5 protein-coding genes are annotated in these 13,588 nt (G+C 65.0%); 2 read left to right on the top strand and 3 right to left on the bottom strand.

Features of this window, described 5'->3' with window-relative positions:
• The first annotated feature begins 123 nt into the window (after positions 1 to 123).
• Positions 124 to 2,421, top strand: a complete 2,298-nt coding sequence (locus tag O6W96_RS13515; protein ID WP_353470051.1) for a PD-(D/E)XK nuclease family protein — start codon at positions 124 to 126, stop codon at positions 2,419 to 2,421.
• The gene (locus O6W96_RS13510; protein ID WP_353470050.1) at positions 2,418 to 8,765 is read left to right on the top strand and encodes an AAA domain-containing protein; all 6,348 of its coding nucleotides are present in this window, start codon (positions 2,418 to 2,420) and stop codon (positions 8,763 to 8,765) included. The genes O6W96_RS13515 and O6W96_RS13510 overlap by 4 nt, the downstream gene beginning before the upstream one ends.
• Here O6W96_RS13510 and O6W96_RS13505 read toward each other — a convergent pair.
• The 3 genes from O6W96_RS13505 to O6W96_RS13495 are packed head-to-tail and all read right to left on the bottom strand — an operon-like array spanning position 8,729 to position 13,453.
• Complete coding sequence (locus O6W96_RS13505) at positions 8,729 to 9,427, bottom strand: hypothetical protein (protein WP_353470049.1); 699 nt, start codon at positions 9,425 to 9,427, stop codon at positions 8,729 to 8,731. The two genes, O6W96_RS13510 and O6W96_RS13505, sit on opposite strands and share 37 nt — an antisense overlap.
• On the bottom strand, positions 9,420 to 12,713 hold the full coding sequence (locus O6W96_RS13500; protein ID WP_353470048.1) for a hypothetical protein: 3,294 nt from the start codon (positions 12,711 to 12,713) through the stop codon (positions 9,420 to 9,422). Before O6W96_RS13500 ends, O6W96_RS13505 begins: the two co-directional genes overlap by 8 nt.
• Positions 12,710 to 13,453, bottom strand: coding sequence for a hypothetical protein (locus O6W96_RS13495; RefSeq protein WP_353470047.1), 744 nt, complete (start codon positions 13,451 to 13,453; stop codon positions 12,710 to 12,712). The genes O6W96_RS13500 and O6W96_RS13495 overlap by 4 nt, the downstream gene beginning before the upstream one ends.
• Positions 13,454 to 13,588: the final 135 nt, after the last annotated feature.

The following is a 13,588-nucleotide window of genomic DNA, read 5'->3' as shown; positions in this document are numbered from 1 at the left end:
GGAACGTAATCCGTGCGATATCGCGGTGAAATTGCAGTCTACTGTTGGCGTTGGACCGGAACCGCGTGATTACGCGTCCGGGGTCATCATCTGTGCCGCCTGTAACGCTCTGGAGTATGTTGAATGTCGATGGGGCTCAGCGGCTCGACCATAAAATCGTGGTTTCAGTACAGGTGCGAACGCAAGACGCGGTACGAGATGATGAACCCGGCCGAGCTCGCCGCAATACCCGTCAGCAACGATCATCGAGAAAAACGCTGGGCGGTACTGGGCGTCCAGTACGAGAACCGCGTCGTCGCAAACCTCGCGCGTTCGCATGGCGTCCTTCTAAAGGCTCCGCACGAGGAGGCGCTCTCCGAGCACATGGCCGCTGCCTTCTTCGAGGGCCGTGGCTCGGCTCAATACGCCGCGCAGGTCAACCTGCGTCCGACGCAGCGGCCCGACTTCCTGATCGGGCAGCCCGACATTTCGCTCCGACGGACGTTCGCCGATCTCATCCGACGGGACTACGTCGACGGTATCCCCGTCTTCACCGTGATCGACATCAAGGCAACGAGGGTGGCGCGGGCCTTCCACAAGACCCAGGTCGCCTTCTACGCGTTGCTTCTCGACGCGGTGCTGAAGGAATTGAAGGTGCCCGGACGCGTGGCCCGCAACGGCGAGATATGGCGCATACCCGATGACGGAGACGCCGAGGGCGAAGAGTACGAAGACGAGGCGTTCTCCCTGAAACCATATGAGCGCGTCGTGGACGAATTCGCTCGGAACATCCTTCCGCAGATCGCGGCAAAGGAGGTCTCGGCGCAACGGGACCAGACCTTCTTCCACGTCTACTTCAAATGCGAGCAATGCTCGTACCTTACCCACTGCATGCGTGACGTGGACGCGGAGCGCGGACCGGATCGGCGCGACGTCTCGGCGGTCGCCGGACTTTCCCATGAGAGCAAGCGGACGCTGAACCGCCACAACATATTCACAGTTGCGGACCTCGCCACGCAGGGGGAAGGTCTTCGTAAGGCGGATGGCGCCGGCTGGGCGCTGTCACGTCGCGCAGATCAACTCATCGCGCGGGCCAAGGCCTTGGCCACCGGCGAACCGGGCCCCGGGACAGAAAGTCAGACATTCCTGATGCCGGCGCGCACCGACGCGTCGATCTACATCGTGGCGGACTACGACCCGGTAGACGACGGGTTGGCGACCATCGGCTACCTGTACAACGAGGGCGGTACCGAACATCACCTCGTCGAGGTGCTGGCATCTCCCAGCAGAACCGCAGAGGCCGATGCGATGGTCAGGGTCTTCACGGCCCTGCTGACGGACCTGCAGGCAGTTCACGATCGGAACGAGGGCCTCGACGCGGGCGACGCGGCGGCGATCCATTCCCACATCTTCATCTACGAATCGACGGAGGCCAATGCGCTGCAGAACGCGATAAGCCGACACTTGGACGATCCTCGGATCAGAGGCGGGCTACTCAACATGGTCCGCCTCTTCCCGCCGGACGACCTCGTGCCGGAACCGGAGTTCAAGGGTATGCACCATCTGCCCGCCACCGCGATCCGCAACGTCGTCGAGCAACTCCACGCCCTTCCGGTGACCGTCTCACACGACCTACGCCAAGTGACCCAGGTCCTACGCACTGCTGGAAGGATCGCCACGGCGTACGAACCATCGGAGGAGTTCAGCCGACCCTTCTCGGCCCTGCTGTCCCTGGAGATCAGTCGCAACCTGCGGGAAGGCCGCCCCGGGCATGTGGATGCCGAACAGGTGCGCTCGGACGTTCTCGCGCGACTGCAAGCCACGAAGGCGATCGCGGAATGGCTGCGCGCCGAACATGCGACCCGGCTTGCGTCCGGCGGCAAGCCCATGCTTCGCCTGAACAAACGCCCGTTCCGCTTCCAAGCCACGTTCGATCCGATCGATGCTGGTGATCTCGACGTGTTGAAGGCGCTCGAACTGCTCGAGAACCGCTCTGGGATGCTGCAAACGCTGATCAGGCTCGCCCAACCAGGGCGAACGCGTCGCGATGGCGGATACGCCATTGGACCGATGAGGCTGGACGAGGTCTCCACGAAAGGCCGCTACACCTTCCTGAAGTTCCTCGTATCGGCCGAGGCGAAGGACGTCGAAATTCGATCGAGCGGCATGGGCATGGTCGTAAGCGACGGCAGTCCCGACCTTCTACTCGAGCCGGGCCTCTGGTCGGGCCTCTCATGCGACCTGTTGGAACCGCGCGCCTTCGACCAACCGAACGTCATCAGATTGGGGATGCGGAACGGCGTGTTCAACGGAAGGACGTTCCAGGACGCCCGGCGGAGCGCGGAGCAGACCGGATGGTGGCTCGACCAGACGTTCGTCGACTTCAATTCCGCAAAGGCCGACGCCTATCTCAGCTTCCTCGCAGCGGGAGATGCCGCATGAGCGTGCGCGACGAAGTCATAATGTTCCTGCGTACGCCGGAACTCTTCATCTCATCGGCGACGGATCCCGATCTCTGGCTAAGGGGCCTCGACGACTTCGCACGGCCGTCGATCGAGGCGACCGGCGACCGTTCGCTGCGTCCGGCTCAGGAGGACGCGTGGCGAGGCCTCGCGGACAAGCGGGCCGGGCTCATCCTCGGTCCGCCGGGTACTGGCAAGACGCACCTCCTTTCGTGGATCATAGCCGGTTTCGGCGCCGCCAGACGACCGACCCAACTTCAGGCGCGAACGCTGGTCGCCGCATTCACGAGGAACGCGGTCGGCAACGTCCTGGACGCGGTGGCCGCCCGTCAGGCGCTCCACGATCCTCTTGCTCCACGCCCAATCTACTTCGGACCGCCGCCGGCGACCGGACTGGCAGCGGGGATCGACGTGGTCGGCCGAGACGACGGCCGTGACGTGATGGACGCGCTCGCCGAAGGTGAGCGCGTCATCGGCATGACGGTCTGGTCGCTCTACCGGCTTCTCACGAAGAACGCGGTCGCCGGTACGGACGGACCGACCGCGCCCCTCTTCGACCTGGTCTGCATCGACGAGGCATCGCAGCTGGTCCTTGGCCAAGGCCTGATGGCGCTTGCAGGCCTGGCCCCGGACGGCCGCATCGTCGTCGCCGGAGACGACAAGCAGTTGCCGCCGATCCGGGCCGGAAAACCGATAAAACTGGAAGGGCGTGAACTCGGAGGATCGCTCTACGCGTTCATGAAGTCGGTCGGCGCTCCGGAATTCAGGTTGGAGGAGACCTTCCGTCTGAACGGGCCCCTGACCGTCTTTCCGGAAAAGACCTTTTACACGGGGCGATACGTGTCGCAGTCCATAGAGGACCGCCTGCAACTCAAGGACGACTGGCGCACCGGGCTCGATCTGATCTCGAGGGTGGCACTCGATCCCGAGATACCACTGGTGGTGATACTCCACGACGGGCCGACTGCCGCAACCGTGAACCCGTTCGAGGTGCAGATCGCCACCCGGATCGCCGGACAACTCGCCGAGAGGCTCGCCGGAGAGACCGTGCCGGGAGGCCCGCCAAGCGACTTCTGGTCAGAGCGGCTGGCAATCGTCAGCCCTCACAGGGCTCAGAACGCGGCCATCCGGGCAGCATTGCCGAACGAGATCAGGAGCGGCGCCTTCGTCGAGACCGTCGACCGGATACAAGGCAAGGAGCGCGAGGCGGTCATCCTCTCGTACTGCGTTGCGGATGCCGAGTTCGCCCTCACCGAGGGCGAGTTCATCTTCTCACCAGAACGGCTTAACGTCGCTACGACCCGGGCGCGCACCAAGCTCGTCGTGCTCGTGAACAGGCGGCTGCTCGACACCGTGCCCGCCGATCAGGAATTGATGGACAAGGCTGAGCTCCTCAGGGAGTTCGTGTTCTCCTGCGCAAGCCTCACGTCAGGAACGGTCCACGACACCCAGGGCCGCAGCGTGCCGTTCGAGTTGCGCGTCCGCGGTTTCGACGCAGACGTGGATGTCGACGTCACGCCGGATCCAGCCCTGCTGCCTTCCGCGCTGGTCATGACGCCCGCCGCCCAGGGCGTCCTCGACGCCATCCGGTCGGTCGCGAACCAGAGCCAATGGGGCAACGCCGCGCTTTCCAAGGTCAAATCGGCTATGGCGCGTTCGGTCGAACCGTTCCCGGAGGCACGCCTGCTGCACGGTTTCGGGTGGATCGCACTCCAGCACAAGCCTTCGAAGAACGGTCCCTTCTGGGTCGCACGACCGTACGACGAGCGCCGTCGCGTATACGAGGCCGACATCGACACGGTTCGCATGCGGATCGGCCTCGTCGTCAGGGAGGCCAAGAGCGGAAAGCACGCGTTCTACGATCGCGTTCGAGAACGCTTTGCCTGGATGGGCGAAGACGAACGCGACGTACTGCTGGATGTCCTGCGCACGCTCGAGCAGGAGGGCATGGTGACCTTCGTCCCCGTCAAAAACGGGTTCGCCGTCACGATGGTTCAGGACGAACCCGACTACACCGAGGACGTGGCACTTCCACCACTTCCAGTACTACAAGACTCCGACTTCGCTCTTCTGAACAAACTGGAGGACATCGAAGCATCGCGAATAAACTTCGGGATCTTCGACGCATGGACGTCGGCCGCGGAACTGACAGCGAAGACGGCCCAGCCAGCCGATGAAGTCGCACTCGGTCTTGCCAGGGTCCAGGCCCACGGTCACCTGATGCTGGCCGACGACGGACGTGTGCGATCGCGGATGGCCGAGGTCGCCCGCGAACTGAAGCACCTGAAGCAACGCTTCCGGAGCGAGGACGCACATCAACGGCCGTACCTCGTGCGTAGCATAAAGGTCGAACTGCGCGACCGTGCGAAGCCTAACCGCGGCGTGCCCTTGCGCGGTGTGTTCGCAGCGGCTGCTGCCGGCGCTTCGAAGTCGCAGATTCGGGCGCTGGACTGCCTCGAAGGCGCACTGCAACGCCTCTGGGGAGACGAACCCGGCATCGCCGGTTTCCAGGCTGAGGGCTTTGCGAAGCTGTCTGCTGCATGGCGCGGAGAAGGGGACACCACGTTCGCGATCTCGGCGGATACCGGTTCCGGCAAGACCGAAGCGGTCGCCCTGCCGATCATCGCGTGCGCTATGGCCGATCGGATCGACGGCATATCGGGCACGCGCGCGATCTTCGCCTATCCGCGCGTACGCCTCGCAACGAACCAGGCACAGCGGCTCGCTCACTACCTGGCCGCGTGCTCGCGGGATCCGGCCATGCCGACACTCACCTTGGGACTGCAGGTCGCCGACGTCCCCGACCGTTTCGCCGGCATGAGCCATGGCTATCAGGAGGGTTGGCCAACCGCGGGACCGAACGCCTTCGTCTTTCCGTTCTTCGCATGTCCCGCCTGTTCTGCGGACCTGATCCTGCGGGCGGACGAGGGGGAGGACGGCGCTGATCGGCTCGATTGCCGGGGCTGTGGATGGCAGTACGACGGCTGGATCGGCTCGAAGGAGAAGCTCCGCGAGCAGCCGCCCACTTTCTTCCTGCCTACGACTGACAGTCTCCATCAATGGATGCACGACCATAGGGCTGGTCGGATATTCGGGGACGACGAGGGCTACGCCCCTCCTCGTGCGCTCGTCGCCGACGAGATCCATCTGTACACGCACGTCCATGGGGCCCAGGTCGGCCTCACGTTCCAGCGTCTCGCAGCGCGGTCGCAGGTCAACGATCCCAAGCGTTGGCCCATGATCGCGATTGGGATGAGCGCGACCATAGGCGACCCGGCGAAGGCCTGGCGACGCCTGATCGGACGTGACGACGTCGCGGTCGTGGCGCCTGCACCGGAGGACGCCCGGAAGAGTCCGCGAGGTCGGGAGTACTTCTACTTCATCCAGCCGGAGGTCGAGTCGAGAGGTGCGGACATCGCGGGAGCGTCAACGACGATCCAGGCCCTAATGTGCCTGGGTCACGGAATGCGTCGACGGACCGGCGACGAGGGCGGCTTCAGGAGCCTCGTGTTCTTCGATTCGATAGACAAGATGCGAAGGCTGCACGGCGCCTTCATGGACGCCGAGCAGGAACTGAAACTCGCGCAACTGCGCACCGTCACCTACGGGGACGACGCCACCGGCATGCCGCAGAACCAATGCTGCGGCGAACCCGTCGGTTGCGGCCACTTCGCAGACGGCGAATGCTGGTTCTTCGCGGCGACGGACGACCGGCAGCGCGGCGCGCGCGGCCCTCTGAGACTCGGGCAGTCGATGGCGGTCGCGCCCTCGCCGATCTACTCGGGGAGTGGCAGCGATGCCGAAGCCGCGGTGAAGGCCGCAGACGTCGTGTTCGCGACATCCTCGCTTGAAGTCGGCTACGACGATCCGGACATCACGCTCGTCTACCAGCACTATGCTCCGCAGAACCTGGCGAGTTTCGTCCAGCGTAAGGGTCGGGGCGGCCGCGGCTCCGACGACCGCCCCACCACTGCGATCACCCTCTCGATCTACTCGCCTCGCGACAGTTGGTGGTTCAGACGGCCTCACGAGATGGTCTCTCCCGTCGGGTTCGAAACCCCGTTGAACCCGGACAACGTGTTCGTCCGGCGTGGCCAGGTCCTGTCGGCGGTCCTCGACGGACTCGCACGATACGAGCGAGAAACGGGAACTGCGCTTCCGCGAGGCGACATCAGGATTCATGCGCTGCTGGCCGCCGGAAGTTTCGTCGAGTTCGTCTTCGGCTCGAACATCTGGTCCGAGTTCGGAACGGACGACGTGGTTGCGTTCTGGGGGGCTGCGCGTGGCAGTGTCGACCTGTCCGGCCGCCGGTACCTGAGCGAACTCCGCCGGCTGTTGCCTTGGGCACCCGACCTGCTCTTCCAGACGATCAATCTACCGTCGCTGACCGTCCAGGGTCACAACGTGTTCGGTGGCGTGAAGGAGGACGTCAGCTTGGCGTTCGCATCCCTTGCTCCCGGCAACGCCACGCGGCGCTACAACCCACAGGTCGTGCACTGGGTAGCTCCGGAACCCGGCCTCGTGCCGTGGTTCGCGCCCGAGGACTATGCGACCGCCGAACGGTACACGCTGCGGGAAACGAGCCAACAGATGCTCGCCGAACTCCCGCAGGACGTGAGAAAGATGCTGTCCGGCCTCCACACCGACCTCTGCAGGCCTGTGTCCGTGACCGTCGAACCGCTCGGCAGGATGGCGGGAGCCACATGGTTTCCCGACCTGAGCTTCTCCACCGACCGTTCGCCACCGGTACGTCCTGCACAAGACGGGGACCCCACGATCCGCCATGACAGTCGCGGCACGCTGAACGGGTTCCTGCTCGTCTCAACGGATCCCGCAGGATCCGCGCCGCTTCCGGTCGACGGCATCGGCGGATCGCTGTCATCGGCGAGGGCGTTCATCGCGCGCGGAAACCGCGAAGGATCAGGACTGGACGTGGCGCGGGTCTATTGGGGCGCGGATTCCGAGGTGGTCTACGATGATCGCAAGAGGGACCCGGAGGCGTTCGCTCAGATCTTCGCGGATCCCGAGGACGGGTTGCCCCTGCTTCACGGGTACCAGGTCTCGACCGAAGGCTTGCAGTTGGAGATCGACGCCGAGGCGCTCGATCAGGTCGTCTCCGCCTGCATGGCGGAGATGTCGTCCGACGAAAGGGAACGGCGCTGGCGGTCCGCGCAGTACACCCGCTATCTCGTGGAGAGCCAGGCGCGTGCACTTGGAGTCAACGCCTACGAAGCCAAGCGCGGAGCGGACATAATCGTCGCCGCCGCGGGAGATCCCGATCTACGGAAACGCCTCGTGCGTCTTCTCGAGTACTGGGACCCGGCGAAACTCGGTCAGCTTTTCGAAGATACCCGCGCCCAGTTGCTCGGGCAGCATCCGCTCATGACGTTCCGGCGGGTGTCCCGAACCGCGGACGCTCTTGCAAGCGAGGAGTTCCGGGATCTCATGAAAGCCGCGATCGCGGAAGTTCGCGATGAGGCCGCGATGAGGCGGTACCTGGCGAGCACGATCGTGCACGGCCTGGCGTTGCGGATGAAGGTCCTCACCGCCTTCGTGGGATCCGGCGACGAGAACCGACTCTTCGCCCACGCCAAGCTGCCGATACAATTCGGCGGCGAAATCGATCACGTCATCACGGTGGCGGAGACCGGTGCCGGCGGTGACGGCACGATCCGGGCCGTGATCGACAGATGGCCCGACCTGTCGACCATGTGGCGCGAAGGCTTCCTTCGCGATTGTCCCAACGCCGCCGAGGACGCGGCCCTGCGGCGGTTCTGGGAACTACGCGCAGAACATGCGGCGTGGCGGACGAGGAACCCCCGGGACCCACGGGTACTCACCGAGATCGCGCGTCACGTCAGCCCGCAGCATACCGATGCGCCGTTGTCATCGGCGATCAACCGGATCCTCTTCGGTGTCGAGGAGATCGAGACCGAGAGCTTCGCGCTGTACGACATCGCGTCGGACCTGGAGGCGGTGCGAATCCGCGCGGAGGCTCGCTTCGGACGCTCGGCCGCCGACTGGGAGATCGCGACCGTCGCGGTGTCCGACGCACTGTCAGGACAGGCATCCCATCTCGCCAGGATGCATCAGGCGTATTCGGGGCTGGACGGCACGTCCGAGGAGGCCTTCAGTCCGGATACCCGACTTGCGGATCAGGCCTACCGTCTGGGCACTCCCCTCTGCCAGGACGGATGCCGCGCCTGCGTTCACCAGTCGAGCGACATGATGGGGGACTCGCTCATGCAGTCGACGGTTAGTCGGCGACTACTGGAGCGGTTCCTCGATCACGCTGGTGAAACGCGAATTCGACCCAGCGCATGATTGCTCGTCAGCCATTCGCGCACCTCGTCGTCGATCATGGCAAGGGTCGCCGTACCCTCCGCCAAGGCGTTCAAGAACATTCCAACCGCCCCCTCCCCAATGGACTCCCCGCGCTCGCGATGGAGGCTCGCGAGTTCCGCCAACAGGGACCGCGCCCGCGCCAGCAGTTCGACGCTCGGGACACCGTCTCCGACGGACTGGGCAGACCGGCCGCAGGCAGCCAGCCGTCGGCCGAAGTCCGGCGAGGCGCCGATGCGCGCGAGGAGGTCGCCCAGTCCGACTAGAGGCAGGAAGCGTTCGGAAACCACCGTCCGCCAGTGCTGCCGCAGAGCACGATCAAGTGCTGCGACGGTGTTCGCAAGGCTCTTCTCGTAGTTCCACACCGCCGTCCGCAGACTGTCCTCGGTCTCGGACTCCGCTATCGCCTCGCCAACCTCCCAGGATTCCTCACGAACGGCGACGGCGAGTTCCCGCTGCAGCGGATCGGACTCAAACCCGAGCGTACTGCACAGCTCGAGAAGCGATCCGATGCGTTCAGCCATGCGCGGGGCGCCCTGCAGCGCCTGCAGCGACTTGTTCAGCGCCTCGCCGAGGCGACGCCTATCCACAGCATCGGGCAGATCCTGGAGCAGCGTCTCCAGTTCGATCAGCGCATCACTCAACGGGTGCCTCCACTTCCGAGATCTCGGAGACGTTCTTCAGGGTCTGCCCAATCTGCTTAAGCGCCGAAAGCGAACCGATGCCCCGGGCCTCGCGGACGCAATCCGCCGCGTGGTCAAGCAGCACCGTGACGAGCTTCTCGCCTTGCTGGGCGAGATTGAGCGCATCCTCGAGTTCCCGCACCGGCGCGTCCGCAAGCCAGGCCATCCGTTCGGGGAACCGCGCAGGTATCTCGTCCTGGTCCTTGAACGCGGACATCAGGTCCTCAACAGCGTCCGTCTTCGCCTCCAGTCTCGGCCCGATGCGGGCGCTGGACTGATTCCAGGCGGACACGAGATCAACCGCCTCTTTGGTCAGAAGGGTCGACGTGCGGGATATCGCAGTGTCCAGGCGTTGGAGATGGGCCTCGATGGAACGGCCTCGGAGAAGCGCCGCCAACGCAATCGCGCGGTTCCGGACCTGCGCGAACTCGGTCCGTTCGATGACCAAACGACGACTGGACCATAGCTCGGCGAACTCGCGGAGCTTGCGGTAGTTCTCAGGCAGTCCGCCGTCGGCGACGGGGACGGGGTCCATTCGACCGGTTACCCTCATCCTCTCGACCGCGCCGGCCAACTCGCTCGAGTCGGTCAGCCCGGCGCCGCCGGCGCCGTCGTTTAGCGTCAGCGAGACCATCGAACGAAGGTCCACCCGCAGCTTGTCCTGCCATTTTGCGGTAGCGTTCAGCCATTCCTGCCAAGGGGTGCAGCGGGCAGCCGGGTCCGTGGTGACTTCCGTCTCGTCGCTCAGCACAACCTGGATCTGATCGATCACGGGGGCGTCCGCCGACGTGGAACCGCGCAACCACGCCCGGGCAAGAAGCACCTGGACCGCGGTCGACGCCGGCGACCAACGGGTTCCGTCCTCGACGGCCGGAACCCTTCGGCGAACGTAGGCTTCCGTCATCGCGTGAAGCCGACGCATCATGAGTGCGATGTTCCGCCTGTCGTAGGCTGCGTCCCCGGCCGTGATCTTCGCATTCAGCTTGAGGTCGAGATGGGCCTCCAGGCCGTTCCTCACCCAGGCGTCGGGAGGGATGGTCAGATAATCCCGTCCCCCCGACGTGCTGCCTTGCAGCTTGACCATCTCGGACGTCACCACCCGGGTGAAGAGGGGCTTCGGGATGCCAATGTGACGGAAGTCGAACCCCGCGACGAACTCGTGGAGCATGGCGTTCCAGTCGGACGCGTTCTCGAGGTTGCCGCCCGCGGTCCATATCAGGAGTTCCTCGCGCATCCGCTCGATCTGCGTGCGGGTCCGGCGCAGGCGGGGCGGGGTAACGGGCCGGGGCTTCGTCGGCGTCGACTGGCTCTTCGAACCGCCAGGATCGACGACCTTTCCGTCCCCCTGCGCCGACCGGTCCTTCTCAGTCCCGTCCGCCTCCGCGCCGTCTACGCCCTCCGGCGTGACGGGTCGCTCCGTCTTCGAGCTCTCATTCGCAGCATCCGTTCGCTCCACCGCGTCCCCTAGCCACGGGAGCCTGAAAACCGACGAGATCGATTTTGAGAGGCCGGCGAAGACCACGTCGCCCTCGACGGTCCACGTCTCCGAGCGCTCCGGTTCCCCCCAGTAGGTGATCGCACGGCGAAGGCGGCTCTGCTCCTGGAGGCCGTCCACCTGCACCGCGATGATCTGTCCCAACCGGTTAGAGACTGCGATCTCGGAACGTCGATCGCGAGACAGGGCAGAGGTCTCGACGATAGGGCTCGGAAAGGAACCCTGCTCGATCAACTCCGGTTGCGCGAGATTCGGGTTGAGCACGGCCTGGAGAATGCCGCGCGGCGTCCTCCAGGTCTGCCCATCGTCGTTTTCCTTCAGGGCGAGGAAGAAGCGTTCGAGTGCGCCTGCGTTGAACGGGAAAAGACCGACAGCATCGACGTGGCCGAAGGTCTTGAAGCAGCCCGGACGGGCGAAGCAGGAATCGCAGACGTTGGGCGGCGGAGCGTCGGGGTCGTCGGACAGGCCGACGAGCCAGGCGTTGAGCGCCGGCACGCCCGCGCGGACCGCCGCCAGATATCGTGCAGCGAAGGCCCGCCGGTCCTCGGTCTCCCTAAGGCTCGCCACGTCCTGAAGGGAGCCCGACGATCGTCCCAGTACGAGTTCGTGCGTGATCCGCTGGCGGTAGTTGCCGGCGAGCTTCTCGTAGTAGGCCGGCGTGACGCCGACGACCGATATGAGCGGGCAGACGTCCGCTTCAGCCTCGTCGCCGCGCACGTCCGCGTTGAAGACGAGTACGTCGATCAAGCTGTCGTCGAGCCCCTCCCAGCTCGTGATGTCCTCGAGAAGGAGGATCAGGCGCTGCCCGCGCGACTGGAGTGCCTGTCGCACCTTTCTGAAGAGGGTCTTCAGACCCTGCGCCGACACGCCCAGCACGTTCTGGATGGCGTCGTTGCGCCGACGGTTGAGTGCATCGACCATCGCGATCGTCGTCTGCAACTCTGAGGCAGCCTCGACGGCCAACTCGCCCGCGAGCCAATCGTTCTCGCGATGGCGGCGGATCGTGATCGCCTCGATCTGCAGGCGTCGAACCAGTTCCCGCGCAGCGCCGCCGATCACCGGACTGGCGCGGCCCGCGATCTCCGCCAATTCCTGGACGTCGAATATGTCGAACGAAGCGGTCGCCGAGTTCCGTCCGCCGCCTGCGCCCTCGAGAAGGTCGAGGATCCTGCCTGGCCCCGTCCATTTGGCCCGCACGGTGGCATGGTTCAGGACGTCGGCAGGTGCGAAGGTCTCGCACCACTCCTCGTCGCCGACACGATCGTCGAAGTGTGCCGGTTCCAGCGTGGCGGCCAGTGTCGCCAGGAATATGTTGGCGCGTCCCTGCGGTGACGCCTTCTGCCGCTGCCCCAGCCCTTCGAACAGTTCGTGGAACTCTTCGGGAAGCCTGTTGCGCAACTGCCGCAGCGCGCCTTCGAGACTGCCATCGGCGCGGCGCAGAAGAAGTTTCACGTCCGACGGGCGGGACCAGTTCACCGACAGCCATCTGATGAGATGGGACTTCCCGGAGCCAGGTTCCCCTTGGACGACGCAGAACGCATGCCGCCGCTCCGGGTCGGAAAGGGTATCCAGAACAGAGCGTTCGTCGGGAGAGGCGAATTCGGCCGCGTCCCGACCGGCGAGATCGAAGCCATTGATCGGTGAGTGGGTGGCGAGAAACACCGCATCGTCGCCCTCAAGCGCTTCAGTCACGAAGATCGAACGCGCATGCTGCGCCGTCCAGCAGATCCGGTAGAGTGGGCCGTCGATCACGAGACGATCTCCGATGGTATCATGACCGACGTGAACGACCCCATCGAATGGGTTGGTTCGGCTGAGAGAAGGACGGCGCCGGCGGAGTCGCCGGCCAACTGCAGCGTGAGCGCACCCTCGTCATGCAGGTCCCTCAGCGCTCCGCTCAACAGCGGCGAAAGCCTACCGGTCGACGGCGTGTGTCCAATCCGACGGCAGGCTTGGTTGAAGAGGCGACCGCGGTCGAGATATGGACACCGCGTTGCGACGACCTGCAGGAACGAGTTCGAGTCCATCGTCGACCCGCCGGATCCGCTTCGTCGCAACTCGATCGCCAACCGGGACGCGGGAGACGGATAGTCGAGCATGTCCGGCATCGCCTGTCCCAGGCCCATGAACCGCAGCCAACGTCGCCATGCCGGAACCTTCGTCGTGTTCATGAGGCGACCATCGTCGTCCTCGCCAACCAACGCCGCGTTGGCCCGATCAGCGAACTCGTCACGACCCGCCTCGTATATCCAGCCGAGCCCCCCCGATCGGTCGCTCTCGGCCGCCACCCAAGCATATGCGTCTAGAACAACGGCGTTCACGTCGCCGGGCTGGACGGCGCACAGGCGGTCGTGAACCAAATCCGCAAAGTCCGCGAAGCCGCCGACCGCCGATCCGTCGACACTTCTAACCGTACGACGGTCGCTTTCGACCAGTCCCAACGCGCTCGCAGCGCCAGGTCCGTCCGCCGCCAGCAGGGGGCTTGCCTTCACCAACAGTCCGTCCCTCTGGAAACCGGGATTGAGAAGGCGGTCGTACACGTCGCGGTCAAGTTCCCCTCCGAGCGCGGTCAGACCGGAGATGAGAGACCAGACCCTCTCGGGAGTGCCCTGCGGGCGTGACAGAAC

Source organism: Sphingomonas faeni, from assembly GCF_040407495.1.
Classification (GTDB): Bacteria; Pseudomonadota; Alphaproteobacteria; order Sphingomonadales; family Sphingomonadaceae; genus Sphingomonas; species Sphingomonas faeni_D.
Note: the sequence above shows the minus strand (reverse complement) of the source record. Positions and strands in the feature narration are given on the sequence as shown.

Excerpts from the sequence above, each read along its gene's own strand:
- O6W96_RS13510 (WP_353470050.1), top strand. The coding sequence starts at position 2,418 with ATGAGCGTGCGCGACGAAGTCATAATGTTCCTGCGTACGCCGGAACTC.
- O6W96_RS13515 (WP_353470051.1), top strand. The coding sequence starts at position 124 with ATGTCGATGGGGCTCAGCGGCTCGACCATAAAATCGTGGTTTCAGTAC.